At 73.3% G+C, this 25,782-nt stretch carries 25 protein-coding genes, 1 other RNA gene and 2 pseudogenes; 13 read left to right on the top strand and 15 right to left on the bottom strand.

The window, feature by feature from the left end; all coding sequences use genetic code 11:
• Positions 1–43 precede the first annotated feature (43 nt).
• Complete coding sequence (locus tag OIE12_RS09690; RefSeq protein WP_329133775.1) at positions 44–763, bottom strand: ABC transporter permease; 720 nt, start codon at positions 761–763, stop codon at positions 44–46.
• Complete coding sequence (locus tag OIE12_RS09685; protein WP_329133773.1) at positions 763–1,878, bottom strand: ABC transporter ATP-binding protein; 1,116 nt, start codon at positions 1,876–1,878, stop codon at positions 763–765. The genes OIE12_RS09690 and OIE12_RS09685 overlap by 1 nt, the downstream gene beginning before the upstream one ends.
• Positions 1,879–2,035: 157 nt before the next feature.
• Between OIE12_RS09685 and OIE12_RS09680 the strand changes: the two genes are divergently transcribed.
• The gene (locus OIE12_RS09680) at positions 2,036–2,902 is read left to right on the top strand and encodes a MaoC/PaaZ C-terminal domain-containing protein (protein ID WP_329133771.1); all 867 of its coding nucleotides are present in this window, start codon (positions 2,036–2,038) and stop codon (positions 2,900–2,902) included.
• Positions 2,903–2,985: 83 nt separating this feature from the next.
• Here OIE12_RS09680 and OIE12_RS09675 read toward each other — a convergent pair whose 3' ends face one another.
• A complete protein-coding gene (locus tag OIE12_RS09675) occupies positions 2,986–3,144 on the bottom strand; it encodes a hypothetical protein (RefSeq protein ID WP_329133769.1) in 159 nt (52 codons plus the stop codon).
• Positions 3,145–3,192: 48 nt separating this feature from the next.
• Positions 3,193–4,464, bottom strand: coding sequence for a hypothetical protein (locus tag OIE12_RS09670; RefSeq protein ID WP_443053789.1), 1,272 nt, complete (start codon positions 4,462–4,464; stop codon positions 3,193–3,195).
• A 523-nt stretch (positions 4,465–4,987) separates the two neighbouring features.
• On the opposite strand from OIE12_RS09670, the gene OIE12_RS09665 reads away from it, so the two are divergent.
• From OIE12_RS09665 to OIE12_RS09655, 3 genes and pseudogenes are all read left to right on the top strand, one after another.
• On the top strand, positions 4,988–5,848 hold the full coding sequence (locus tag OIE12_RS09665; protein WP_329133766.1) for a Nif3-like dinuclear metal center hexameric protein: 861 nt from the start codon (positions 4,988–4,990) through the stop codon (positions 5,846–5,848).
• Positions 5,845–6,588 carry a zinc ribbon domain-containing protein gene (locus tag OIE12_RS09660; RefSeq protein ID WP_329141814.1) on the top strand — a complete coding sequence of 248 codons (744 nt, stop codon included), beginning with the start codon at positions 5,845–5,847 and terminating at the stop codon, positions 6,586–6,588. Before OIE12_RS09665 ends, OIE12_RS09660 begins: the two co-directional genes overlap by 4 nt.
• A gap of 85 nt (positions 6,589–6,673) precedes the next feature.
• Positions 6,674–7,315, top strand: a pseudogene (locus OIE12_RS09655) (histidine phosphatase family protein); the annotation flags it as partial.
• Positions 7,316–7,335: 20 nt separating this feature from the next.
• Here the strand turns inward: OIE12_RS09655 and eda are convergent.
• On the bottom strand, positions 7,336–7,989 hold the full coding sequence (eda, locus tag OIE12_RS09650) for a bifunctional 4-hydroxy-2-oxoglutarate aldolase/2-dehydro-3-deoxy-phosphogluconate aldolase (protein ID WP_329133764.1): 654 nt from the start codon (positions 7,987–7,989) through the stop codon (positions 7,336–7,338).
• 138 nt (positions 7,990–8,127) lie between these two features.
• A complete protein-coding gene (gene yaaA, locus OIE12_RS09645; RefSeq protein WP_329133762.1) occupies positions 8,128–8,910 on the bottom strand; it encodes a peroxide stress protein YaaA in 783 nt (260 codons plus the stop codon).
• A gap of 120 nt (positions 8,911–9,030) precedes the next feature.
• On the opposite strand from yaaA, the gene OIE12_RS09640 reads away from it, so the two are divergent.
• The 3 genes and pseudogenes from OIE12_RS09640 to rnpB all read left to right on the top strand — a co-directional run bounded on the left by OIE12_RS09640 (position 9,031) and on the right by rnpB (position 11,214).
• Positions 9,031–9,879: a helix-turn-helix domain-containing protein gene (locus OIE12_RS09640; RefSeq protein WP_329141812.1), complete on the top strand. Its 849-nt coding sequence runs from the start codon at positions 9,031–9,033 to the stop codon at positions 9,877–9,879.
• Positions 9,880–9,884: 5 nt separating this feature from the next.
• A pseudogene (locus OIE12_RS09635) lies at positions 9,885–10,667 on the top strand (DMT family transporter); the annotation flags it as partial.
• 143 nt (positions 10,668–10,810) lie between these two features.
• Positions 10,811–11,214: RNase P RNA component class A (gene rnpB, locus OIE12_RS09630), an RNA gene on the top strand.
• 33 nt (positions 11,215–11,247) lie between these two features.
• Here rnpB and OIE12_RS09625 read toward each other — a convergent pair.
• Entirely contained in the window at positions 11,248–12,141 is an 894-nt protein-coding gene (locus OIE12_RS09625; protein WP_443053788.1) for a helix-turn-helix transcriptional regulator, read from the bottom strand.
• A gap of 149 nt (positions 12,142–12,290) precedes the next feature.
• Between OIE12_RS09625 and OIE12_RS09620 the strand changes: the two genes are divergently transcribed.
• The 4 genes from OIE12_RS09620 (at position 12,291) to OIE12_RS09605 (ending at position 17,878) form a co-directional block, all read left to right on the top strand.
• On the top strand, positions 12,291–13,094 hold the full coding sequence (locus OIE12_RS09620) for an SDR family oxidoreductase (protein WP_329133760.1): 804 nt from the start codon (positions 12,291–12,293) through the stop codon (positions 13,092–13,094).
• A gap of 105 nt (positions 13,095–13,199) precedes the next feature.
• Positions 13,200–13,829 (top strand): 3'-5' exonuclease, encoded by a 630-nt coding sequence (locus OIE12_RS09615; protein WP_329133758.1) that lies wholly within the window; start codon positions 13,200–13,202, stop codon positions 13,827–13,829.
• 134 nt (positions 13,830–13,963) lie between these two features.
• On the top strand, positions 13,964–15,886 hold the full coding sequence (locus OIE12_RS09610) for a serine/threonine-protein kinase (RefSeq protein ID WP_329133756.1): 1,923 nt from the start codon (positions 13,964–13,966) through the stop codon (positions 15,884–15,886).
• A 30-nt stretch (positions 15,887–15,916) separates the two neighbouring features.
• Positions 15,917–17,878 carry an FHA domain-containing protein gene (locus tag OIE12_RS09605; RefSeq protein WP_329133753.1) on the top strand — a complete coding sequence of 654 codons (1,962 nt, stop codon included), beginning with the start codon at positions 15,917–15,919 and terminating at the stop codon, positions 17,876–17,878.
• Here OIE12_RS09605 and OIE12_RS09600 read toward each other — a convergent pair.
• From OIE12_RS09600 to OIE12_RS09580, 5 genes are read right to left on the bottom strand one after another with little or no spacing between them, the layout of a single operon-like run.
• Complete coding sequence (locus OIE12_RS09600; RefSeq protein WP_443054032.1) at positions 17,791–18,183, bottom strand: signal peptidase I; 393 nt, start codon at positions 18,181–18,183, stop codon at positions 17,791–17,793. The genes OIE12_RS09605 and OIE12_RS09600 overlap by 88 nt on opposite strands.
• The gene (locus OIE12_RS09595) at positions 18,140–18,478 is read right to left on the bottom strand and encodes a MazG-like family protein (RefSeq protein WP_329133751.1); all 339 of its coding nucleotides are present in this window, start codon (positions 18,476–18,478) and stop codon (positions 18,140–18,142) included. Before OIE12_RS09595 ends, OIE12_RS09600 begins: the two co-directional genes overlap by 44 nt.
• A complete protein-coding gene (locus OIE12_RS09590; protein ID WP_329133749.1) occupies positions 18,475–19,311 on the bottom strand; it encodes an SAM-dependent methyltransferase in 837 nt (278 codons plus the stop codon). The genes OIE12_RS09595 and OIE12_RS09590 overlap by 4 nt, the downstream gene beginning before the upstream one ends.
• Before the next feature lie 52 nt (positions 19,312–19,363).
• Complete coding sequence (locus OIE12_RS09585) at positions 19,364–19,654, bottom strand: DUF397 domain-containing protein (protein WP_329133748.1); 291 nt, start codon at positions 19,652–19,654, stop codon at positions 19,364–19,366.
• A complete protein-coding gene (locus tag OIE12_RS09580; protein ID WP_443054031.1) occupies positions 19,651–20,472 on the bottom strand; it encodes a helix-turn-helix domain-containing protein in 822 nt (273 codons plus the stop codon). Before OIE12_RS09580 ends, OIE12_RS09585 begins: the two co-directional genes overlap by 4 nt.
• Positions 20,473–20,820: 348 nt before the next feature.
• Here OIE12_RS09580 and OIE12_RS09575 point away from each other — a divergent pair, with 348 nt between their 5' ends.
• On the top strand, positions 20,821–21,282 hold the full coding sequence (locus OIE12_RS09575; RefSeq protein WP_443053786.1) for an ATP-binding protein: 462 nt from the start codon (positions 20,821–20,823) through the stop codon (positions 21,280–21,282).
• A 56-nt stretch (positions 21,283–21,338) separates the two neighbouring features.
• Here OIE12_RS09575 and OIE12_RS09570 read toward each other — a convergent pair whose 3' ends face one another.
• From OIE12_RS09570 to OIE12_RS09560, 3 genes are all read right to left on the bottom strand, one after another.
• Entirely contained in the window at positions 21,339–21,896 is a 558-nt protein-coding gene (locus OIE12_RS09570; RefSeq protein WP_329133744.1) for a DoxX family protein, read from the bottom strand.
• Positions 21,897–22,035: 139 nt separating this feature from the next.
• Entirely contained in the window at positions 22,036–22,755 is a 720-nt protein-coding gene (locus tag OIE12_RS09565) for an ABC transporter ATP-binding protein (protein WP_329133742.1), read from the bottom strand.
• A gap of 98 nt (positions 22,756–22,853) precedes the next feature.
• Positions 22,854–24,335, bottom strand: coding sequence for an ABC transporter permease (locus OIE12_RS09560; protein ID WP_329133740.1), 1,482 nt, complete (start codon positions 24,333–24,335; stop codon positions 22,854–22,856).
• 218 nt (positions 24,336–24,553) lie between these two features.
• On the opposite strand from OIE12_RS09560, the gene OIE12_RS09555 reads away from it, so the two are divergent.
• Positions 24,554–25,768: a D-alanyl-D-alanine carboxypeptidase family protein gene (locus OIE12_RS09555; RefSeq protein WP_329133738.1), complete on the top strand. Its 1,215-nt coding sequence runs from the start codon at positions 24,554–24,556 to the stop codon at positions 25,766–25,768.
• The last annotated feature ends 14 nt before the right edge of the window (positions 25,769–25,782 follow it).

Here is a 25,782-nt window from a genome sequence, read left to right as displayed (position 1 = left end):
AGGTCGGGTGGGCCGGTCAGGCAGGTCGGGTGGGGACGGCGGATCAGACGGTCCGTCCGGTCCGGCGGTAGGCCAGTACGGCGTAGCCGCCGAACACCAGCAGCCAGACCGTCAGGACGAGCACGGCCCCGGTCGCCGGCGCGTGTCCGTCGGCCACCGCCGTGCCGAGCTGGGCGAAGCGGTTGGTCGGCGTGTACGCGGATATCGAGCGCAGCCAGTGCGGGAACAGCTCCACGGGGAACCACAGCCCGCCGACCACCGCGAGCCCCAGGTTGCACACCATGTTCGCCACGCCCGTGGTCTGCGCGGTCAGCCGGTAGCCGTTGCCCAGCCCGAGGAGCGTGAACGGCACCGACCCCAGCCACAGCAGCAGCGCGATCACCGCCCACTGCCACGCCCCGAGCCGTACCCCGTTGACGAGACCGCCCGCGAGCAGCACCGCGACGATCGCCGGCAGTACCGTCACCCCGCCGGTCAGCGCCCGGCCCAGCACCACCTGGCGCGGTGTCATCGGCGTCACCCGGAGCTGGCGCAGCCAGCCGATCGCCCGGTCCTCGGCGACCCCGCCACCGGTGTTGAGCGCGGAGCCGACCGCGCCGTACGCCGCCATGCCGACCATCGCGGCGGCCTTCCAGCCGCCGTCGGCGGCGCCGCCGATGTTGGTGAAGAGCAGGTACATCATCACCGGCATCACGACCCCGCCGATGACGAAGCCGACGTCACGCAGCGTCCGGCGCACCTCGAGCCGCAGGTAGTCCCACATCAGTCCGTCTCCGTCCCCCGTCGCGGCCCGCCCTCGCGAGCCACGTCAGCCTTGTCAACCGCGTGAGCCGGTTCGTCCCCTGTCCCGTCCGCCGTCTCACCCGCCGTCCCGTCCGCCGTCAGCGCCAGAAACGCCTCGTCCAGGGAGGCCGGGACGACTTCCAGGCGGCGTATCGCGTTCCGCCGCGCCAGTGCCACCACTGTCGCGTCCGAGTCGTCGGTGCGCAGCCGCGCCCGCTCCCCGCGCACCTCCACCGACCGCACGCCCGGCAGCGACTCCAGCTCCCGGACGTCGTCCCCCGCGAGGTCGAAGGCGACGAGGGTGCCGCCCGCCGCGCGCTTGAGCTGCTCGGCGGTGCCGTCGGCGACGATCCGGCCGTGGTCGACGACGACTATCCGGTCGGCGTGCGCGTCGGCCTCCTCCAGGTAGTGCGTGGAGAACAGCACCGTCCGGCCGTGCCGGGCGCGGGCCCGCATCGACGCCCAGAACGCGTGCCGCGCCTCCACGTCGAGCGCGGCCGTGGGCTCGTCGAGGACCAGCAGCTCGGGGTTGCCCGCCAGCGCCACGGCGAACCGCACCCGCTGGGTCTGTCCGCCGGACAGCCGGTCCACCCGCCGCCCGGCGAGCTCCCCGATCCCGGCCAGCTCCAGCGCCTCGGCGACGGGGAGCGGTGCCGGATACCGGCCGGCCACGAAGGAGACCAGCTCCCGCACCGTGACCCGGGGCACGGCCCGCGCCTCCTGGAGCATCGCCCCGACCCGACCGGCCCGCACCGCGGCCTCCGGGGAGCCGCCGAACAGCTCGACCGCGCCGCCGTCCGGTGTGTTCAGTCCCAGCAGCAGGGATATCGCGGTGGACTTGCCGGCGCCGTTGCGGCCCAGCAGCGCGACGGTCTCGCCCCGCCGTATCTCCAGGTCGATCCCGGCGACGGCACGGACCGCCCCGAAGGTCTTGACGGCTCCGGTGAAGGAGACGGCGGCGAGCCCCGCCGGGAGGTCCGCCCGCGCGCCGGCGTCGTGCACCCGCGCGGTCGCGTCGCGCACCTGCGCGGCGGACGTGGGTGCCGGCGCGGGCGCACCGGCCGCTGTCGTCGTCGTGCCCTCGGTCGTGGTCATGATTCGAAGGTAGGGGCGCCGGGCGGCCGGCGGCAGTGTCGGTCGTACGCTCTTCGCCGGGACAAATGTCATGGGTCCCCGGGAGAAATTCCCGAAGCGCCCCCGGCTTCCGAGGCTTCCCGAGCCCGAAGGCCTCCCCACCCCAGGAGCCGCCCCCATGCCCCTCGACGCCGCCCGGGCCCTCGCCGCCGCGCCCCGCACCCGCGAGATCGCCTGGACCGCCAAGGACGTGCAGCTCTACCACCTCGCCCTCGGCGCGGGCGCCCCGCCCACCGACCCCGGCGAGCTGCGCTACACCCTGGAGACCCGGCTGCACGTCCTGCCGGGCTTCGCCACCGTCGCGGGCGGCGGCGAGCCCGGCGTGATCGCCGCCCTCTCCGTCCCCGGCGTCGACGTCGACCTCGCCCACGTCCTGCACGCCGGTCAGGACCTCACCGTCCACCGTCCGCTCCCCGTCACGGGCCGTGCCGTCGCCACCTCGCGGATCACCGCGGCGTACGACAAGGGCCGCGCGGCCCTGCTGGTCCTGCGCACCGACGTGGCCGACGCCGAGGGGCCGCTGTGGACCGACGAGGCGCGGGTCCACGTACGCGGGGAGGGCGGCTGGGGCGGCGAGCGCGGCCCCTCCGCCCGCATCGAGCCGCCGTCCGGCACCCCGGACGTCACCGTCGACCGTCCGGTGCGCGAGGACCAGGCGCTGCTCTACCGCCTGACCGGCGACCTCAACCCGCTCCACGCCGACCCGGAGTTCGCCGCCCGCGCCGGATTCGAACGGCCCGTGCTGCACGGGCTGTGCACGTACGGCATGACGCTCAAGGCGGTCGTCGACACGCTGCTCGACGGCGACGTCACCCGGGTCCGCGCCTACACGACACGGTTCGCCGGGGTGGCGTACCCGGGGGAGACCCTGCGCGTCCGCATGTGGCGGGCGCGGGGCGCGGAAGGGGCGGTACGGGTGACGGTGAGCGCGGTGGAACGGGCGGAGGCCCCCGTCCTCGCGGACACGACCGTCACCCACTCCTGAACCGGCGCTCTCCCGAAGACATGCGACGGCCCCGCCCGTGACGAACGTACGAGCGGGGCCGATCGGCGTCCGGCGGGGCGGCGTCAGGCCGCGTGGGAGGACTCCTCGCCCTCCCGGCGGTGCCGGCCACGCGGCTGAGTCTCCGCCTCCTGCGCGGAGACCTGACCCCGGTGCCGGCCGTGCCCCGTCGCCTCGTCACCCTCGGTGCCGGGCGGCTGCGTGCTGGTGCTGATGTCGCTCATGGGAAGTCTTCACCCCGTAGAAAAGATCCTTCGTACAGCCGGGTGATCCTATCGGGCGTCACTGACAACCGCAGTGACGACCACATGGCGGGCAGGCTTCGGCGAGCCTCCTTCGGGCGGTTCCGACTCCCCTTCCGGCGGGGCCTGTCGGGGCGACTCGCGGGGCCGCGCCGCACCCAGCGGGGCCTGCTGCAACGGCACCGGACGGGTGGTCGGACCGGCCGCCTCCGGGGGCGCGTGGGAGCCCTCGGGCGCGTGGGTTCCCGGGCCGTGCGCCGCTCCCTCGCCGCCCTCGGGCGGGGACGAAGAGTTACGGCGCTGTGACGCTTCCGCGACGGAAGCGGACGGCGCGGGCAGCGCCACCGGCGCCGTCAGCCGGGCCACCGAGCAGGGGGCCGCGGCCGTCGCACAGGGCAGGTGCAGCTCGCCCTCGCGGGTCCACCGCCCGGTGCCCGGCAGCCAGCCCTCGGGCGCCGGAACGTGCTGGAGCCGTCGCTCGGCGGGGCGCCACAGGCCGAGCCAGGAGCCGCCCGCCCCGTCGACCCGCAGCGCCACCGCACAGGCCTCCGGCGTCAGGATCTGCCCCGGCTGGATCGCGAACGGTGTCACCGCGCACCCCTCGACCCGCAGGGACTCCGGGAACCTGACCGGCAGCGTGCTGCCCAGTACGCCCCAGCCGAGCCGCTCCCGGCCGGGGGAGGGGGCGTCGGAGCGGATCAGCAGCAGTCCGCTGTCGGCGTCGGCGAGCAGCAGCCGGTCGTCGCTGTCGTCCGCGATCTGGAGCAGCGGCGACATCTCGCCGCCCCGCTCCAGGTCCACGACCACCGTCTTCGTACGGCCGTCCCGGGTGCGGTCCAGGGCCAGCATCCGGCCGGTGGTGTCCAGCCACACCCCGCCCGAGCAGTGGCCCGGCACCTCGGCGAGGTGCTCGGGCCCGAAGTCGCCGCCCGCGATCAGCCACACCGCGGTGGACTCCGGACCGGCGGCGAGGGCGTAGGCCCTGGTGCCGGCCGGGGAGGGCGGCAGCAGCCGCAGGACGGTGCCGGGGTCCGGGCACTCGACCGAGCCGAGCGCGAGCTCTCCGGTGCCGGGGCCGGTCGGGTACAGCAGGGAGAACGTGTGCCGGGCGTCGTCCGCGGCCCGGTGCACCAGCACCCGGCCGTCGGTCAGCGGCAGCACCTCGGCGCCGGGCTCCTCCGGCTGCCCGGTCGGGAGCGGCACGGCGTACGGCTCCGGGCCGTCCAGCGTCCAGCGCTCGGCGTACCGGGACGCGGGGTGCCCGGCCAGCCGGGCGGCGTAGGACCCGTCGGCGGCGAGCACGCAGGGGCTCGGGGACCCGGCCGGGGGCGGTGGGGGAGACGGTGCCTTCGGGCTGGGCGAAACGGAACCCCCGGACCCGCGTACGGCGACCCCGGGGGAGGCACTGGCCGTCATCATTTCGGTCACCTCCGGCAAGGACGCTAGTTTTCCCACCCACCCCTCACCCCCGCCGACCCCCCGCTTTCACACATACGGGTACCGAAGAACGGTTTCTCCAGGCAACGGCTCCCTCATGTGCTGGGGCACGCAAGGGGCGCGCGGCGGTGCCGATCCGCAGCTCCGCCGCGCGGGCGCGACCACGCAACCCGCACGTCCCACACCAGGGGCAACCCCGAGCTACCCAGGGGCGCGAGGAACTGCGCGATCAACCACGACCCACCCGCACCCGCCCACGCACAACGAGCCCCGAGCCAGTAGGCGCCCATGGGGTAGGAGGGGCGCAGCCCCTGCCACGGCTCCGTCCCACCCCCGGGCGAGCCCATCCCCGCCAGCCCCCGCGGCAGCGTCTGGGTACGCTTTGCCCGTGCCCCGTCTCGCAGAAGTCATCGCCGCGCTGGAAACCCTCTGGCCCGCCACCCGCGCGGAGTCCTGGGACGCGGTCGGCACGGTCGTGGGCGACCCGGACCGCGAGGTCACCCGCGTCCTGTTCGCCGTGGACCCGGTCCAGGAAGTCGCCGACGAGGCGATCCGCCTCCGCGCCGACCTCCTCGTCACCCACCACCCCCTCTACCTGCGCGGTACGACGACCGTCGCGGCGTCCACCTTCAAGGGCCGCGTCGTGCACACCCTGATCAAGAACGACGTCGCCCTGCACGTCGCCCACACCAACGCCGACACCGCCGACCCCGGCGTGAGCGACGCCCTCGCCGGCGCACTCGACCTGCGCGTCGTGCGCCCCCTCGTACCGGACCCGTCCGACCCCGAGGGCCGCCGGGGCCTGGGCCGGATCTGCGCGCTCGACCACCCGCTCACCCTCCGCGAGTTCGCCGCGCACGCCGCCGCACGGCTGCCCGCGACCGCGCAGGGCATCCGCGTGGCCGGCGACCCGGAGGCGACGATCCGCACGGTCGCCGTCAGCGGCGGCGCGGGCGACAGCCTGTTCGACGACGTCCGGGCGGCCGGCGTCGACGCGTTCCTCACCGCGGACCTGCGCCACCACCCGGCGAGCGAGGCCCGCGCCCACAGTCCTCTCGCGCTGCTCGACGCGGCGCACTGGGCCACCGAGTGGCCCTGGTGCGAGCTGGCCGCCGGCCAGCTCGACGAGATCTCCGACCGGCACGGCTGGGACCTCCGCGTCCACGTCTCCAAAACGGTCACCGACCCCTGGACCGCCCACGCGGCATCCACCCCGTCCACCTCTACCACCGCAGGAGCCCCCAACTGAACGCCGCGCCCGCCGACCAGATCCGTCTCCTCGACGTCCAGGCCCTGGACGTCCGCCTCCAGCAGCTGGCGCACAAGCGGAAGTCGCTGCCCGAACACGCCGAGATCGAGACGCTGACGAAGGACCTCGCCCAGCTGCGCGACCTGCTCGTCGCCGCGCAGACCGAGGAGAGCGACTGCGCCCGCGAGCAGACCAAGGCCGAGCAGGACGTGGACCAGGTGCGCAGCCGCGCCGCCCGCGACCAGCAGCGCCTGGACTCCGGCGCTGTCACCTCGCCCAAGGACCTGGAGAACCTCCAGCGCGAGATCGCCTCGCTCGCCAAGCGCCAGGGCGACCTGGAGGACGTCGTGCTGGAGGTCATGGAGCGCCGCGAGTCCGCGCAGGAGCGGGCCGACGAGCTGAGCGGGCGGGTCGCCTCCGTCCAGTCGAAGATCGACGACGCGACCGGGCGCCGGGACGCCGCCTTCGAGGAGCTCGACGGCGAGGCGGCCTCGGTGACGAAGGAGCGCGAGGTCGTCGCGGGCGCGGTCCCGGGGGACCTGCTCAAGCTGTACGACAAGCTGCGCGAGCAGCAGGGCGGTATCGGCGCGGCCAAGCTGTACCAGCGCTCCTGCCAGGGCTGCCGGCAGGAACTGGCGATCACCGAGCTGAACGAGATCCGCTCGGCGGCGCCGGACACGGTCGTACGCTGCGAGAACTGCCGCCGCATCCTGGTGCGGACGGCCGAGTCGGGGCTGTAGGGACGGCCGGGGGGCGTTGAGCGTGTCCACCGGCGGGACGGACGGCGGCCCGCGGGGCAGCCGTCGCCCTGTCGTTTCCGCGACCCCGCCCCCCGACCTCGGCACCCCCTGCACCCTCCTCCTGCTCCGCCACGGCGAGACGCCGCTCACCCCGCTCAAGCGGTTCTCCGGCAGCGGCGGCGACGACCCCGCGCTCTCCGCGACCGGCCGCCGGCAGGCCGAACGGGCCGCCGCCGCGCTCGCCGTCGCGCCCCGCACGGTGGACGCCGTGGTCTCCTCCCCGCTGGCCCGCTGCCGCGAGACCGCCGGCGCCGTGGCCGCCCGGCTCGGGCTCGACGTCACTGTCGAACCCGGCCTGCGCGAGACCGACTTCGGCGCCTGGGAAGGGCTCACGTTCGGCGAGGCGCGCGCCCGGCACCCCGAGGACATGGACGCCTGGCTCGCCGACCCCGGGGCCCGGCCCTCCGGCGGCGGCGAGAGCTTCGCGCAGGTCGCCCGCCGGGTGGACGCGGCCCGGCGGCGGCTGGTGACGGCGTACGCGGGCCGCACGGTACTGCTGGTCTCCCACGTGACGCCGATCAAGACCCTCGTACGGCTCGCCCTGGGCGCCCCGCCCGAGGCGCTGTTCCGCATGGAACTGTCGGCGGCGTCGCTGTCGGAAGTGGCGTACTACGCGGACGGCAACGCGAGCGTCCGCGGCCTGAACGACACGTCACACCTGCGCTGATCCGGACGACAGGCCCTGGATCACCGCCGCAGCGCCGCCGCCTCCCGCGCCAGCCGTTCGACGCGGGTCCAGTCGCCCGCGGCCACCGCGTCCGCCGGCACCATCCAACTGCCGCCCACGCACCCGACGTTGGGCAGGGCGAGATACGCGGACGCGGTGTCCGGACCGATGCCGCCGGTGGGGCAGAACCGGGCCCCGGCGAGCGGCCCGGCGAGCGACTTGAGGTAGGCGGTGCCGCCCGCGGCCTCGGCGGGGAAGAACTTCATCTCCGTCACCCCCCGCTCCAGCAGTGCCACGACCTCCGAGGCGGTCGACACCCCCGGCAGGAACGGCACCCCGGCGGCGGTCATGGCCGCCAGCAGGGTCTCCGTCCACCCGGGGCTGACCAGGAACCGCGCCCCGGCCTCGACGCACCGCGTCACGTGCGCGGGGGTCAGTACGGTGCCGGCGCCGACCACCGCGTCCGGCACCGCGTCGGCCACCGCGCGGATCGCGTCGAGCGCGGCGGGCGTCCGCAGCGTCACCTCGATCGCGGGCAGCCCCCCGGCGACCAGCGCCCGCGCGAGCGGTACGGCGTCGGCGGCGTCGTCGACGACGACCACGGGCAGCACGGGCGCGAGGTCGAGGACGGAGGCGGGCAGGACGGCGGGCGGCGGGGGCACGGCGGAGGACATGCCCTCATCCTGCCGAGCGGACGCACCCTGCGCAAAGGGCATTGCGCAGCGTGCAACGCAAGGAATGCGGCCGAACGCCCCCGCAACTCACCCGCCCGACCGGGCGCCCCGCAACGCGCCTGCCCGACCAGGCGCCCCTCAGTGCACCTGCTCCACCAGCACGTCCAGTGACCAGCCCCGCCCCTTCTTCTCCGGTGCCGAGGCCTCCACCACGTACCCCAGGTCCCGCAGTGCCGTCACCAGCTCGGCCGGGTCCTTCGGCGCTGCCCCGTCGGTCAGCAGGCTCCGTACGATCCGGCCCTTGGTCGCCTTGTTGAAGTGGCTGACCACCTTCCGGGTGGGCGCGTGCAGCACCCGCACGGACGCCGTCCGCTCCGCGACCTCACCCTTCGGCTTCCAGGCCGCCGCGTACGCCGCCGACCGCAGGTCGAGCACCAGCCCGTCCCCGGCGGTCTCCGGAAGTACCGAGGACATCGGCGCACGCCAGTGCGTGCCCAGCGCGCCGATCCCCGGCAGCCGTACGCCCATCGAGCAGCGGTACGACGGAATCCGGTCGGTCACCCGCACGGCACCCCACAGCCCCGAGAAGACCAGCAGCGAGCGCGCCGCACGCCGCTTGGCCGCCGCGTCGAGGGAGGGGAGGTCGAGGGCGTCGTACAGCACGCCGGTGTAGATCTCCCCGGCGGGCCGCGCCCCCGCCGTGCGCAGCCCGGCGTTCTTGCCGACCTCGCCCCGCAGCCCCTCGCTCAGCCCGAGCACCTCGCGCGCCTTCTCCTCGTCACCGGCGCACAGCTCGACCAACGCGTCGAGCACGACCGCCCGCGCCTCGGCGAGCCCCGGCAACGACAGCGACTCCGGCTTCAGCGGGGCACCGCGCCCCGCATCGGCCTTGCCCTCGGAGGGCGGCAACAGGACGAGCACGGCTTCTTTCTCCTTCGTCGGAACTGCGTGCCAGCGTACGGGGCGGCACAGGATGCCCGGGATGAACACGGGACCGCCCCGCGTTGCATCCTGGTGGACGACGAGGGGGGCACGGGGGCGATGGGCGCACGGGAGCAGGCGCGGTGGACGCGGGCGCGGCTCGGGCGGGGCGGGCCCGCGCTCGATCTGCTGACCGCGCGGTTCGACCGGCACGTGTACGCGCCGCACGCGCACGCCGAGTTCACCATCGGCGTCAGCATCGGTGGCTCGGAGAGCATCGACTACCGGGGCGGCCGGCTCCGCACCGGCCCCGGTTCCGTCATCGTCCTCGGGCCCGGCGAGATGCACACCGGCGGCCCCTCCGCCCCGACCGGCGGCTATGCCTACCGCGCCCTGTACGCCGCGCCGGACCTGCTCTCCGACGGCACCGTCGGCGCCGGTCCGCCGCACTTCCGCGAGGGGCTGGTCGACGACCCCGAGCTGGCCGACGCGCTGCGTGCCGCGCACGCCGAGCTGAGCGCCTGCCCCGACCCGCTGGAGGTCGAGTCGCGGCTGCCCTGGCTGCTCACCGCGCTGGCCCGCCGCCACTCCACGGCCCGCCCGGTGGACGGCACCGTCCCCGGCGCCGAGCGCATCGCCCGCGCCGTACGGGAGAGGCTCGCCGACGAGCTCACCGCCCCGCCCTCCCTCGCCGGACTCGCCGCCGAGCTGGACCTCTCCCGCTATCAGCTCCTGCGGGCCTTCCGCACCGCCACCGGCATCCCGCCGTACGCCTGGCTCGCCCAGTACCGGGTGAGCCGGGCGCGCGGCCTGCTGGAGTCCGGGCTGCGCCCCGCCGACGTGGCCCCGCTGGTGGGCTTCGCCGACCAGGCGCACCTCACCCGCTGGTTCCGCCGGGTGCTCGGGGTGACCCCGGCGGCGTACCGCAACAGCGTTCAAGACGACGGACGGCGGGCCCGGCCACAGTAGGCCGCATGACTGCACGCGGCTGGTTCCTGTTCTCCCTGATGGGAGTGGTCTGGGGCATCCCCTATCTGATGATCAAGGTGGCGGTGGATGCCCTGTCCCCGTCCGTCGTGGTGTTCACGCGCTGTGCGCTCGGCGCGGCGCTCCTGCTCCCCTTCGCGATACGCCGGGGCGGCCTGCCCCGAACCGTCCGCACCCACTGGCGTCCGATGCTGGCCTTCGCGTGCATCGAGATCATCGGCCCCTGGTGGACCCTGACCGACGCCGAACGCCACCTCTCCAGCTCGACAGCCGGGCTGCTGATCGCGGGTGTGCCGATCGTCGGCGTCGTCCTGGCGCGGTTCTTCGGCAGCGCGGAACACCTGGGCCCGCGACGGCTCACGGGACTGCTGCTGGGGCTGGCGGGCGTCACCGTCCTCACGCTGCCGCATCTGACCGGGGGCGACACCCGCTCGCTGGCGGAGGTGCTGCTGACGGTCCTCGGCTATGCGACGGCGCCGCTGATCGTCGCCCGCCACCTCAAGGACGTGCCGACGCTGCAACTCACGGCTCCCTGCCTGGCACTGGCCGCACTGGTGTACGCCCCGGCGGCAGCGGTGGGCATGCCCGAGACGATGCCGTCCGCGCAGGTCCTGACCGCCCTCGCCGGGCTCGGCGCGATCTGCACGGCGCTGGCGTTCGTCGCCTTCCTCGAACTGATCAAGGAGGCCGGCCCCACCCGCGCCACGGTCTTCACCTACGTCAACCCGGCGATCGCGGTGGCCGCGGGCGCCCTCTTCCTGGACGAGCACCTGACGGCGGGCGTCCTGGCCGCGTTCGCCCTCATCCTCGCGGGCTCGGTCCTGGCGACGACGGGCCCCCGCGTCGCACCGCCGGCACGGGAGCCGGAGCCGCTGCCCGTCGTTCCGCCCGGTACCATGGTCGACACGGCAGACGAGCCGGGCGGGCGGCCGCGTGAGGACCCTTCGGGGGCTTCCCGAGGAACGTCCGGGCTCCACAGGGCAGGGTGATGGCCAACAGCCACCCGGGGTGACCCGCGGGACAGTGCCACAGAAAACAGACCGCCCGGCGCTCAGGCGCCGGGTAAGGGTGAAACGGTGGTGTAAGAGACCACCAGTGCCCAGGGTGACCTGGGCAGCTAGGTAAACCCCACCCGGAGCAAGGTCAAGAGGAGCGCCGTGAAAAGCGCTCTGCGCGGACGTTCGAGGGCTGCCCGCCCGAGTCCGCGGGTGGACCGCACGAGGCCGGCGGCAACGCCGGCCCTAGATGGATGGCCGTCGCCGACGGGCCCGCGAGGACCCGTCGGAACAGAACCCGGCGTACAGCCCGACTCGTCTGCCGCTCACCCCGCCCCCGATGATCGGGGCAGTTCTACTGGCGGGAGCGTGCGGCCGGGTTTTCCCGGTCGGCCGCCCAGGATGCCAGGAGGGTCAGGCCGTCGGCGGTCGGTGTGCCGGTGGGGGCGGTGTAGACGTTCAGGTGCAGGCCGGGGTCGGAGGGGAGTTGCATCGACTCGACGTCCAGATCGAGGCGGCCGACCACCGGGTGGTGCACACGTTTGCGTCCGGACCATTGGAGGCGGACGTCCCGGGATGCCCATCGTTGCCGGAAGAGTTCGCTGCTTTCCGTCAATTCGTCGATCAGGGCGGTCAGGTCCTCGTCGTGCGGATTGCGGCCGGATTCCATGCGGAGTTTCGCCGCCGCGTCGCGGGCGATGTGGTCGTAGTCGACGAAGAATTTCTTCGCCGCTTCGGGATTCAGATACACGAACCGCGCGGTGTTCGCCGGGCGTCGGGTGTCGGCCAGCAACGGTGAATACAGTGCGCGGGCGAGTTGATTCATGGCCAGTACGTCGTAACAGTTGTTGTGGATACAGGCCGGTGCGTCGGTGAGGGCGTCGAGGACCTGCTGAAGCGCCGGACGTACCGTCGCGGCGGTGGCGGTGGGGCGCCGGTGGCGTGGGCCGCCGGGGGCCCCGGACTGCCGGGCGAGGTGGTACAGGTGCGCGCGCTCGGCCTCGTCGAGTTGCAGGGCGGAGGCCAGTGCGTCGAGCACCCCGTCGGAGGCACCGGTGAGGCTGCCGCGCTCCATCCGGACGTAGTAGTCGACCGACACGCCCGCCAGGAGAGCCACCTCCTCGCGCCGCAGCCCCGTGACCCGGCGGTTGCCGCCGTAGGCGGCCAGTCCGGCCCGCTCGGGCGCGATCCGCGCGCGACGCGAACGCAGGAATTCCTTGATCTCGGTGCGCGGATCGATCGTGGCCACCTCCTCACCGTAGGCCCTGCCCGCAGACGGAGGGAGGTACTGCTGGTACCCCGACGGCCCGGTCCCTGTTTCAGCGGGTCTCCCGGACGTCCGGAGCGGCTGTCAACCTCGTTGAGTCGGCTACCGGCTACCGGAGAAAAAAGGGACTCATGGCGGACACGCAATTCACCACTCACACAGGACTCTTCGATCTGAGGGGGAAATACGCCCTTGTCACCGGGGGCACCAAGGGCATTGGGATGATGATCGCGCGCGGCCTTCTCCAGGCGGGCGCCCGCGTCGTCATCAGTTCACGCACGGCAGACGCGTGCGCGGACGCACAGCATCACCTGTCCGCATTCGGCGACGTCCGAGCGATCCCCGCCGACCTCTCCCGGCACGACGAGTGCCGGCGCCTCGCCGATCTCGTCACGGCCGACTCGGGCCGCCTGGACATCCTCGTCAACAACGCCGGAGCGATGTGGCGCGAGCCGCTGGAGACGTTCCCGGACGAGGCCTGGGACACGGTGCTCGACCTCAACCTCAAGTCGCCGTTCTGGCTGGTGCGGGCGCTGCTTCCCGCACTGCGCAGCGCGGGCACCGCCGACGACCCCGCGCGGGTCATCAACATCGGCAGCATCGCCGCCATCCACGTCGCCGCTTCGCCCAACTACTCCTACGCCGGCAGCAAAGCGGCACTCCATCAGCTCACCCGAGTGCTCGCCCGGGAGTTGGGCCCCCAGCACATCACGGTGAACGCGGTGGCACCGGGACCGTTCCCGTCGCAGATGATGGCGACCACGCTCGAAGCCGTCGGGGACGCGATCGCGGCGAAGGCCCCGCTGCGCCGGCTCGGCCGCGACGACGACATGGCGGGCACCGCCGTGTTCCTCGCCGGCCGGGCCGGGGCCTACCTCACGGGCGCCGTCATCCCGGTGGACGGCGGCATCGCGACGACCGCGACGGGCACGTAGGCGTCGGGGCGGGGCGTTGCCTGCGCCCGCGCCGGAGCGGACCGGTGGGCGGGCGGTGCCGGAATTCACGTGCCCCGGCGGCCGCGCTTCCCTAGGTTCTTCGTCGTGAAGCGCACCGGGAACGAGCACCTCGTCAACGTCGTGGACGTGGAGGCGACCTGTTGGGCGGGCCCCCCGCCGTCCGACGAGGTCAGCGAAATCATCGAGATCGGACTCACCGTCGTTGACCTGGGGGCCGGTGAGCGCCTTGCCCGGAACCGCATTCTGGTGCGTCCCGGGAGGTCCACCGTCAGCGAGTTCTGCACGGAGCTGACCGGCCTCACCCGGCGGGAAGTCGACCAGGGGGTCGGCTTCGCCGAGGCGTGCCGACTGCTGGCGGCCGAGCATCGGGCAGGCAGCCGGCCGTGGATCAGCTGGGGCGACTACGACCGTCACCAGTTCACCCGGCAGTGCCGGGCGACACGGACGCCCTACCCCTTCGGCCGCCGGCACACCAACGCCAAGGCGGTCTTCACCGCGGCGTACGGCCTGCGCAGGCGCCCCGGCATGGCGACGGCACTGGAGATCGCCGGGCTACCGCTCGAAGGACGCCACCACCGAGGTGAGGACGACGCCTGGAACATCGCGGCCCTCGTGCTCCACCTGTCCGAGCAGGGCCTCTGGCCGACCACGGCCGCATCCGTGACTCCAAGCTGCCCGCCCGCGCGGACACGCGGTGTGAAGTCGTGGGGTTAGACTTCGTCGAACCGAACGGGCCCTGTCCTGCGTGTAGTTGAGCGGGCGGGCGAACGTTTCGGTGGTGGGGGCGGAGTGGTGTCTCCCGGCACGGTGAACCCGTCCACGCCCGAGAGACGAGGGAGAGTCGCCCCATGCAGGACCAGGACGCGGTGCCCCCGGAAGAGGCCGCCGCACGCGTGGTGGCCGGCCGTTACCGTCTGCTGTCCCCGCTCGGCGAGGGCGGCATGGGAACCGTGTGGCGCGCCCGAGACGAGATGCTGCGCCGCGAGGTCGCGATCAAGGAGGTGCGCGCGCCCGCCGGGATGCCCGCCGCCAAGGTCGAGCGCATGTACACGCGGCTGGAGCGGGAGGCGTGGGCCGCCGCCCGCATCGCCGCACGCAACGTGATCACCGTGCACGACGTGGTCACCGACGCCGGCCGTCCGTGGGTCGTGATGGAACTGGTTCGCGGCCGGTCGCTCGGCGAACTGATCGCCGCAGAGGGCGCGTTGGCCCCTCGGGAGGCCGCCCGTATCGGCGCGGAGGTGCTCGCCGCGCTGCGCGCCGCGCACGACGCGGGGGTGCTGCACCGCGACGTCAAGCCCGCCAACGTCCTCCTCAGCGACGACGACCGGGTGATCCTCACCGACTTCGGCATCGCCATGGTCCAGGGCGACACCGCGCTGACGCTCACCGGGGAGGTCGTCGGCTCGCCCGAATACCTCGCGCCGGAACAGGCGTTGGGCCGTACGCCGGGGCCCGCGACCGACCTGTGGTCCCTCGGCGTGCTGCTCCACACCGCCGTGCAGGGGCGCTCGCCCTTCCGGCGCGAGAACACGCTGAGCACGCTGCGGGCCGTCGTCGACGAGGAACCGCCCGCTCCGCACCGGGCCGGGCCGCTCGGCCCCGTCATCGAGGGCCTGCTGCGCAAGGACCCCGAGCAGCGCACCTCCGCCGAACGGACCGCCGAGCAACTGCGGCTCGTGGCGGCCGGGGGGACGGCGGACGGGGACCTGGGATCGACGGCGGAGGGAGTGGTCGGGGGAACGGCCGAGGGGGTGGTCGAGTGGGCGGTGGACACGGACGCCCCGACCGATGCCGTAACGGTGGATGCGGCGACGACGGGCGCGGCGACGGCGGATGCGGCGACGGCGGATGCGGCGACGGCGGGTACGGCGACGGCGGATGCCGAGCCGACCGCCGTCGCGACGGGTGACGGGCGGCCGGCCACCGCGACGGACGCCGGACGACCGGCCACCGCGACGGACGCCGGACGACCGGCCGCCGCCGTCGACCCCCGCACCGCCCTCGCCCGCGTCGACGCCACCCCCACCGCCGAGGCGACCCCCGCACCGCCCCGGAACCCGTCGCCCGCCGCCGAGGCGGCCACCACGCCACCCCAGAACCCGTCACCGGCCGCCGCCGCCGCGACCGTCACCGCCCACCCGCTGCCCGCCCCCTCCCTCGCGCCTCCGCAGGACCCCCCGACGCCCCCCGCCACCGTCATCGGCAACCCCTCTCCGCAGCCCGCCGAGCGGCGACGGCGTGCGGTGTACGTGTGGAGCGCGGCCGCGGCCGCGTTCGCCGTGCTTGCGGGCGGGCTCGGGTACGCCCTGGCGAACAGCGGTGGCGACGACGGTGACAAGGGCGGCACGGACGCCAAGTCCGCCACCGCCACCGCCTCCGGCCGGGCGCAGGACGGGGCGACCGTGGAGAACGACGGCGCGGCGGCCGCCCGGCCGCCGGTCACCGTCTCCGTCACCGGCACCCACACCACGTACGCGGGCACCTGCCCGCCCCCGCAGGGCCAGGCGCCCACCTTCACGGCCACCTTCGCGGTGAGCGAGCTGCCGACGACGTTCACCTACCGCTGGGTGTCCTCGGGCGGCTCGGTGGTCGACCGGACCTGGCGGAAGCTGTCCTTCGCCGCCGACGGCCCCCGCACCCACGAGGAGTCGGTGAGCGTGACGACGTGGGCCAAGTCGGGGTCGCTGTCCAGCGCGATGGGCGTGGAGATCAAGTCGTCGCAGCAGACGGTGTCCGACACGGTGCCGTTCACGCTGACGTGCGAGTGACACAACCCCCTTGCCCCCTAGGAGAATCGCGTGTCGTCGGTCATCGTGGGACAGAGCGGTCCCTTCAGTGGTCAGAGTGTGCTGCTCGGCACCGCTCCGCTGCGGTTCGGGCGCAAGAGCGACAATGACGTGATCATCGTCAGCACCAGCGCGTCCCGGCTGCACGCCGAGATCGTCGAGGAGAACGGCGCGTACGTCCTGCACGACCGGGACAGCAGGAACGGCACCCACGTCAACGGCCGGCGCGTCACCCGGCACGTACTGGAGTCCGGCGACGTCATCCGGATCGGCGACGAGACCTTCCTGTACGAGACGCAGGAGGCGATGGAGACGGTCATGGACCTCTCCCAGGCCGACCTCCCGCCCGCCGTCGCCCACCCCGGTGAGCTGCGGGTCACGGTCGTCGGCGGCGGCCCGGTCGGGCTCGCGTTCGCGCTGCTGCTGGAGGACGCGCTGCCGGGGAACGTCGCCGTCACCGTCTACGACGGACGGTGGACGCGCGCCGGCTCCGACGTGGTGTGGAAGGACGAGACGCAGGGCAACGTCCGCCGTCAGCAGGTGGTGACGGTCCAGAGCAGGCAGTACCTCGCGCTGACCGAGGAGATGCGCCAGGCGCTGTTCGGCGCGGGCGAGTTCTCCGAGATGTGGCCCGTCGGACCGGACTCCGTGGCCGGCCGCCCGCCCCGCAACATCCGTATCGCCTACATCGAGGACCGGCTCCTCGAACTGGCCGCGCGCAAACCGGCGATCCGGCTCGTGCCCCGGCGGTTCGACGTGGCCGAGCACGAGCACCGGCTCGCCCAGGAGCACGTCCTGGTGATCAGCGACGGCGGCCGCTCCCGCACCCGCGAGCACTACGCCGACCGCTTCGGCCGGGCCGACGCCTCCGTCTACTCGCTCGACGGCGAACACCTGCACGACCTGGTGCTCGGCCTGCGGGTCAAGTCGCCGCTGCCGGACCCGATGAGCGTCCTGCTGACCGTGTCGCAGAACCGGTTCCTGCTCAACTCGCTGCGCGGCGAAGGCTTTCTGAACATGCGGCTCACCCGCGAGGAGGCCAAGGCGGTCGTCGGCATCGACCCCGTCCGCCAGGTCTTCGAGGACTGCGTCGCCGCCCGCCCCTGCGTGATGAGCCGCCAGGACGGCAACGAGTTCGTCTGCCCCACGCACGGCACCCTCTTCCTGCCCGCCCTGCTGCGCGGCTCCGCCCTGTGGAAGCGGATCCTGGAGGGGCTGAAGCTGTTCGGGGTGCCGGAGGAGGACCTGAGCGCCGTCACCTCCTTCCGCCTCGACATGGTGCAGCGCCCCCGGTTCACCGCGCAGCTCAGCCGCGCCACCGCGAACGGCCCGGGGACGTACGGCTTCCTGCTGGGCGACGCGGCCAACGCGATCCACTTCTGGCCGGGGCGCGGCCTCAACAGCGGCCTTGCCTCCGCCACTTCGCTGGCCCGTTCGCTCGGCCGGGTCTGGCGGGGCCGGCCGCTGCGGGACGCCGACTTCATCCGGCACGAGGCGGCGATGTCGATGCTGCAGTACCGGCACAAGAGCCGGGCGTGGAACGCGATGGTCGCCACCGACGACAGGGGTGTCACCCGCGCCATCAAGGACATCATCGCCCGCAGCACGGAGCCGCTGCCGGACGCGGGCGCGACCGCCGGTTCCGGGATCTCCGGGGCTTCCGGGGACTCCGATCTGGACGCACTCCTCGCACGCGTGCGCGCGATCCGCGAACGCCTCGCCCCCCGGCTGCCCGGCATGCCCGGCGACGAGGAACTGCGCGCCCACCTCGCCGCGCTCACCCCCGAGACACTGCGCACGCTGCGGGAGAGCGGCGCGTGGGACACGCTGATCGTCGGCGGCGAGGAGGTCGACATCGACCTCTTCTACCAGTCCGACGCCCCCGTCTACGTCGCCCGCCCCACACCCCCACAGGACCCCCGCACCCCCCTCGACCCCGGCTCCTCGGAACCGGTGGCGGGCTCCCACACCTGACGGCCTTCGTCCTGTCGTGGCGCCGCGTAGCCCGGTACGGAGGGCCATCGGACCGTCAGGACCACCGAGTCCTCCTCCGCGAGCCAGGAGTGGTCGGTGCCGCGGCTCCAGACGACGTAGTCGCCCTGTTCCGCCAGGAGCACGGTGCGGTCGGGGAACTCCATGCGGAAGCGGCCGCTGATCAGGACCAGGAGAGCCGTACGGACCTCGCCCCGTACCCGCCCGCCCTGCCCACGTACACGCCGTCCGGTGGTGCCGTGGTCATGACGGCGGTCCCAGTGACCGCCGCGCCACCCCCGCCACATGCGCCTCGAACGCCCCACGGGCGTCCGGCGTCAGCGTGCGGAGGGCTATCAGGGCGGTGAGGGCGACGTCGCAGAGTTCTGCGTGGACGTCGTCCCAGGTGTGGGTGGTGCCCTTGCGGGGGTTCTGGCCGAGGGTGCCGATCACCGCTTCGGCGACCTCGCCCACCTCCTCCGAGAGCTTGAGCACCCGCAGCAGCAGGCCCTCGCGGCCGCCGACCGGGCTCTCGGCCTCCAGCCACGTCCACAGGTCGTCGACGGACCGCCACAGGCGGTCCGTCGCGGCCTCGTCGCTCACCGCTTGATGCCGACCCCGGTCCACAGGCTGACCTGGGCGTCCGTGGGGGGCTCCGTGTCCGTGCCGGTGTCGGCGTCGTCGGGGCCGGCGTCGGGGCGCCAGTGGTGGCCGACGGTGATGCCCGGGTCGAGCAGGTCGAGCCCGTCGAAGAAGCGGGCGACGTCCTTCTGCGCGCGGAACTGCACCGGCGTCCCGGAGTTGGTGTAGATCGCGGTGACCTTCTCCCACGTCTCCGGGTCGAAGTCGGGTGTGCAGTGGCTCAGGGCCAGCGCGCTGCCCGCCGGGAGGATCGCGAGGAGCCCCTCCACGATGCCGTACGGGTCCTGCGCGTCGGTGACGAAGTGCATCAGCGCGTTGAGGGAGAGCGCGACCGGCTGGTTCAGGTCGAGCACCGCGGCCAGCTCGGGGGAGTTGATCAGCGTCTCGGGGCTGTTGACGTCCGCCTCGATGTACGTCGTGCGGCCCTGCGGGCTGCTGCGCATCAACCGCTCGGCGTACTTCAGCACCAGCGGGTCGTTGTCGGCGTAGACGACCCGGGCCTCCGGCACCACCGACTGCGCGACCTGGTGCAGGTTCGGCTCGGTGGGGATGCCGGTGCCGATGTCCAGCCACTGGCGGATGCCGTGCTCCCGGGCGAGCACGCGGGTCGCGCGGTGCATGAAGGCACGGTTCTCGCGGGCGCACACGAAGATGCCGGGGTAGGCCTCCGCGACGGCCTCGGCGGCCTGCTTGTCGACCTCGAAGTGGTCCTTGCCGCCGAGGTAGTAGTCGTACATCCGGGCGGAGTGGGGCCGGCTGGTGTCTATCTCCCGGGCCGTGTGCGAGGTGTTCATCCTGTCCCTTCCCTCTGTCCCTTTCGGTGTCGGTGGTGGTCGGTCCCGGCGGTCAGCCGGCCGCCAGATGGTCGGCGAGCCCCCGCTTGACGCCCGCGACGAACGCGGCCATCTCCTGCGGGGTGTAGATCAGGGCGGGCCCGGCCGGGTCGGTCGACTGCCGCACCGCGACCCTGCCGTCGGAGAGCTGCTTGGTCTGCACGCACTGACCGCCGTTGGGGCCGCTCCACGGAGACTCCCAGCCCTGCTCGCCGAGGTCCAGGGCAGGCATGCCGTTGTAGACACGGCCATGGGTGCTGTGGGTCGTGTACGTGCTGCGGGCACTGCTCTTGCTGGTGCTCATGAGTATTCCTTGCGCATCTGGTTCAGGAGCGCTCTGCTCTCCGCGGACGAGGTCAGAAGGGACATCCGGTTGTGCGCCTCGAGGTGAGTCACCACGTCGGAGCGCTGGTCCAGGTACACGCCGGCGGACAGGATCTCGCTGTAGACGATGTCGGGGAGTTCGGGTTCCTGGAAGCGGAAGTAGGTGAAGGGCGCGCACGCGCCCGTGTGGGCGCCCGCGGCGAACGGCACGACGTCGATGCTGACGTGCTCCAGCTCCGACACCTCGAGCAGCCGCTCGATCTGCTCCCGCATCACCTCCGGACCGCCCACCACCCGGTGCAGCACGGCCTCCTCCAGGACCACCCACAGCGTGGGCGCGTCCGCCCGCTCCAGCAGGCTCTGCCGGCGCAGCCGCAGATGTATGCGCCGGTCCAGGTCCTCCTCGCTGTCGTTGGGGAAGCCGCCGCGCAGAATGGCCTTGGCGTACGCGTGGGTCTGGAGCAGCCCCGTGACGTACTGCGGTTCGTACGTGCGCAGGGTCCGCGCCCCGGTCTCCAGGCTGACGTAGGCGCTGAACCAGTTCGGCAGCACATCGCGGTACGGGTGCCACCAGCCCGGTTCGTTGGCCTTGTCGGCCATGCCGACGAACTCGTCGATCTCCTGCCTGTCCGCCCCGTACGTCTCGAGCAGCTTCTCCACGTAGAGCGGTTTGAGCGCGACCTCCGCCTTCTCCAGCCGGCGGATCGTCAGGGACGTCACACGCAGCGCCTTGGCCGCCGTCTCCAGCGAGACGTTCGCGTCCTGTCGTCGCTCCTGCAACCGTCGGCCGAGGATCATCCGGAGAACGGTGGGCGCACTCGTGCCCGAACCGCTCGCACCCGAACGGGAATCACTCACGACCAACCTCCTGAACAACCGTCACCGGTACGAGCATGACAGTGACTTGGCTGATTGCGCCAGACCGAAAACAACTGTCCGACATCTACCGGGTGAAATTATCAGCGAGTCGGTTGCAGGGTGAACTGCCCCGCGAGCATAGTTACTTGAGTGACGCCGCCCGACGGACACCGCCTGTCCGGCGTGCCCCGTCGCGCACCCGCTCCTGCCCCGACGCTTGTCCCGCGCAACCGGACCACCGGCCACCGGCTCCGACTGCGTCCGCCGGCCCGACGGAAGGCGACCACCGTGTCCCCCCACGCGATTACCTCCCCCGTGACCACGTCCTTCGAGCTGTTAGACGTCGTCAACCCGGACCGCACACACTGGCTGGAGCTTCCGGCGTACCGCTCCAGCGTCAGAGTCGCCCGCCGCACCATGGGCACGCGGCTGGCCGGGTGGCGGCTGCCGGAGGAGCTGTGCGACGACGCCGTGCTGCTCGTCTCGGAGCTGGCCACCAACGCCGTACGGCACACGCTGAGTGCGCGGATCCTGTGCGGGGTCGGGCTCGTCGGGGACGGCCGCGTCCGGCTCGAGGTGCACGACCACGACTACGGGGGCGGCAGCGGCGACATGACGGGGTCCCGGCCGGGCGGTGACGCCGAGAGCGGCCGGGGGCTGTTCCTCGTCGAGCAGCTCGCCGACACGTGGGGGGTCTGCCGGTCACGGCTGACCGGCGGCAACGCGGTGTGGGCGAACCTCAGCGTGTGATTCCGGGGCGCGGACGACCCCGCGCCGGAGTCCCCCTCACTTCTTCCCCACGCCAATCACTCCTCGAACAGCGGCGCCTGATCCCCCAGGCGTTCCGCCCGCTCCCGTTCGCGCACCCGCCTGGTGCGGGCGCCGACCACCGCCGCGGTGACCGCCGCCGTCGCGCCGAGCGCGGCCGGAACCATCCAGTTCCGGTTCACCGCGTGGCGCAGCACATGGTCCAGGGAGAGCCGGCCCGGGCCCGCCACCGCGAGCCCCGCCGCCGTCAGCCCGAGGGAGGCCGCGTACTCGTAGCCGCCGCCCTGGGCGAAGAAGCCGTTGGGCGCGTGCACCGCCGCCGCGCCCACCATGGCCCCGGCCGCCGCGGCACCCGCCGCCGGGGTCGCCAGGCCCAGCGCCAGCAGCGCGCCGCCGCCCGTCTCGGCCACCCCCGCCGCCGTCGCGCTGGCCCGGCCGGGCGCGTAGCCGACGGATTCCATGAACTGTCCGGTGCCCTCGAGCCCGTGGCCGCCGAACCAGCCGAACAGCTTCTGCGCCCCGTGCGCCGCGAGCACCCCTCCGGTGCCCAGGCGGAGCAGCAGCAGTCCCACATCACGTCGGTCGCACAGCGTCACGATCACTCCCGGAACGGCAACGGTCCCTCTTGCGCCTCCACCGTTCCACGCCGCCCACCCCGCGGGCCCGCCCCGCGCGGCCGTACGGGTGACGACGGTCGCCCCCTGCGAGCGGCCGGGGCGCGCAGGGGGCGTCGGCTCAGTGGGCCGACTGCGGCTCGGCGTGCCGGGTGGCGTCGCCGGTCCGCTGGTCCTTCAGCGTGATCCGGCCCGAGCGGATCGTGGCCAGGCGGGGCGCCCGGCGGGCGATGGAGGAGTCGTGGGTGACCATGACGAACGTCAGGCCGTACTCGTGCCACAGGCCTTCGAGCAGGGCCATGATGTCGTCGCGGGTGCCCTCGTCGAGGTTGCCGGTCGGCTCGTCGGCGAGCAGCACCTTCGGCTGCTTCACCAGCGCACGGGCGATCGCCACCCGCTGCTGCTGGCCGCCGGACAGCTCCGAGGGCACATGGCCGAGCCGCTCGCCGAGGCCGACCGAGCGCAGCGCCTCGGCCGCCCGCTCGCGCCGCTCGACGGCCTTGACGCCGAGCGGCACGAGCGCGGTCTCGACGTTCTCCTGCGCGGTCAGTGTCGGGATGAGGTTGAACGACTGGAAGATGATGCCGATCTTCTCGGCGCGCAGCCGGGTCAGCTTGGCCTCGCCGATCGCGCCGAGGTCGACGCCGTCCAGCTCGACGCTGCCGGACGTGGGGCGGTCCAGGCCGCCGATCATCTGGAGCAGCGTCGACTTGCCGCCGCCGGTGGGGCCCTGGATGACGAGCTGGTCGCCGTCCTCGATGGTGAGGTCGATGCCGCGCAGTGCCTCCACCGTCTCCTTGCCGCGCGTGTAGCGCTTGGTGACGCCGGTGAGTCTGTACATCGGGTGCTCCATGGGTTCGGACGGAAGAGTGGAAGGGGGAGGGGGCGCCGCCTCCCGGGGGAGTGGAGGCGGCGCCCCTGCTCAGGGGGGCGGGGCGGTTACGAGACGCTGCGCAGCGCGTCCGCCGGACGCATCCGGGAGGCGCGCCAGCCGCCCATCGCACCGGCGATCAGACCGCCGGCCACGGCCAGGCCCACCGCCAGCGCGATGGTGGTCGCCGACACCGGCGCCGACAGCGCGATCTCCAGCGTGTTCTGCGCGCTCTGCCCGCCGGGACCGCCGCCACCCGGACCGCCGCTGCCACCGGGGCCGCCGCCCGTCCCGCCTCCGCCGCCGAGCTGCGCGGTCAGGGTCGGGCTGATCGCCGTCACCGCGTACGCCGCCGCCAGGCCGAGCGCGATGCCGAGGACGCCGCCGAGCAGGCCGTTGACGATCGACTCGCCGACCACCTGCCGGGTCACCCGGCGGCTGGGCCAGCCCAGCGCCTTCAGCGTGCCGAACTCGCGCACCCGGCGGGAGACGGCGGAGGAGGTGAGCAGCGCGGCCACCAGGAACGCGGCCACCAGCACTACCAGGGAGAGCCACTTGCCGACACCGGCCGCCAGATCGGAGGCGGTGGACAGCGAGCCCGAGACCGTGTCCGCGAGGTCGGCGGAGGTGGTGACCGTGGTGCCCGAGATGTTCTTCTGGATGGTCGACTTCACGGCGTCGATGCGCTTGGAGTCCGTCGCCTTGACGTAGATCGTGGTGACCTCGTTCTTGGCGTCGCCCAGCGTCTGCGCCTGCTTCAGCGGCAGATAGACGTCGGTGGTGGAGTCGCTGCTGTCGGGCGTGGCGATGCCGATGATCTCGTACTTGGTGCCGGAGATCTTCAGCGTCTTGCCGACCTTGTATTCGTTCTCCTTGGCGTACGACTTGCTGACGACGGCGACCTTGGCGTCGGTCTGCGCGGCCGTGAACGTCTTACCGGAGGTGATCTTCGACGCGGCGAGCGGGCCGAGGTCCTGGTCGGTGACGTCGACGCCCGCGACCGAGTACGAGTTGACGTCGAACGAGGCCCCGCCGCCCTGCACCTGTGGCTGGCCCTGCCCCTGCTGCTGGCTCTGGCCGCCGCCGGGGCCGCCCTGCTGCGAGCCGGACGAACCGGAGGTGGAGCTCTGCGCCTCGCCCTGGGTGAACGAGCCGTCGACCTTGGTGACGTTCAGGGACAGCGCGCCCACCGCGCTCGCCACGCCCTTCTGCGCGGCGACCTTCGCCACCAGCGAGGACTTCAGGGCCTGGCCGCCCTGCGTCATCACCCGGTCGGAGCTCTGCGTGTCGCTGTCGTCCGACTTGGCGTCGAACTCGAACTTCGGTCTCTCCGTACTGTTCCCGGAGGGGGCGGTCCTGGCCTTGGTGACCGTCATGTCGGTGCCGAGGCCGTAGAGCGACTCCAGGACCTTGTCCTGGGCCCGCTGCATTCCGGCCGACACCGAGTCGACGGTGATCACCAGCGCGATACCGAGCGCCAGACCCATCGCGATGACCAGGGCCGCCTTCTTGCGGCGGCTCAGTTCGCGCCTGAGATAGATGCCAAACATCTCGTTCCTCGTAGGTTCATGGCGCCCGCGTGGGTGGGCGCGGCCACAAAGTAGGGAGGAACCTTGGACAGGGGCTGGGTGCGAGGTGTGCGTGAGCTGAGAAGTATGGGGAGTTGGGGGGAAATCGGCGGCGCGCGGGACGGGCCGAGGGGTGGACTTTGCCAGGGCTTGGGGACCCCGATGTGGGCGTGGTGTGCGGGACTTTGTACGGTCCCGGGATGCGTGACTCTTCTCCGCTCTCCCGTCGTGCGCTGCTCGGCCTCGCCGCCGCCGCGCCCCTGGCCGCCGCCGTTCCCGCGGCCACCGCCACCTCCGCGTACGCCGCGACCGCCATCGGCGGTGAACGGCTGGGCCGTTCCGGGCTGCAGGTGCGGGGCGGTGTCGACGTGCCCGCCAAGCTGACCGCCCGCGCCTGGCTGGTCGCCGACCACGAAAGCGGCGAGGTCCTGGCGGCGTTCAACGCGCACCGGCACCTGGCCCCCGCGTCCACCCTGAAGATGCTGTTCGCGGACACCGTGCTGGGCAAGTTCGACCGCACCGAGCGGCACAAGGTGGCCCCGGAGGAGATCGCGGACGTCCCGGCGGGCTCCAGCCTCGTCGGCGTCAAGGAGAACTACACCTACACCGTCGAGCAGTTGTGGCTCGGCGTCTTCCTGCGCTCGGGCAACGACGCGGTGCACGTGCTGTCCCACATGAACGGCGGCATCGACAAGACGGTCGCCGAGATGCAGGCCAAGGCCGTCGACCTCCAGGCGCTGGACACGCAGGTGCGCAGCCCCGACGGGTTCGACCACAAGGGGCAGGTCTCCTCGGCGTACGACCTGACGCTGTTCGCCCGGCACGGCCTGAAGAACGACGACTTCCGCGCCTACTGCGGGACGAGGACCGCCCAGTTCCCGGCCGGTGGCAAGAAGACCTTCCAGATCCAGAACACCGACCGCCTGCTGACCGGGGCGTGGGGGATGGAGACGTACGACGGCCTCATCGGCGTCAAGAACGGCTACACCAGCCACGCCGGCAACACGTTCACGGGCGCGGCCACGCGGAACGGCCGCACCCTGCTGGTGAGCGTGCTGCACCCCCGGTCCGGCGGCAACGGCGTCTACAAGGAGACCGCCGAGCTGCTCGACTGGGGCTTCGCCCACGCGGACAAGGTGAAGCCGGTGGGCGTGCTGGTCGACCCGCTGAGCGAGGGCGGGGCGAAGCGGGCGCCCGCGGACAAGGCGGCCGGCGCGAAGGGCGCCGCCGGCGCGCAGGCGGCCTCGGCGTCGGCCTCCGGCGACGGCCCGTCCTGGGGCCTGATCGGCGGCGCCGGCGCGGCGGTGGCCCTCCTGGCGGGCGGCACGCTGGCCCTGCGGGGGAGGCGGAGGCGGGCGGTCGCGGGAGGCACGGCGGAGCCCGACGGTCCCGACAGCGGGCGGTCCGGGCGCTGACCGGCGCCGGCGAC

This window comes from Streptomyces sp. NBC_00670 (assembly GCF_036226765.1).
GTDB lineage: Bacteria > Actinomycetota > Actinomycetes > Streptomycetales > Streptomycetaceae > Streptomyces.
This window is presented reverse-complemented; position numbering and strand designations above follow the sequence as displayed.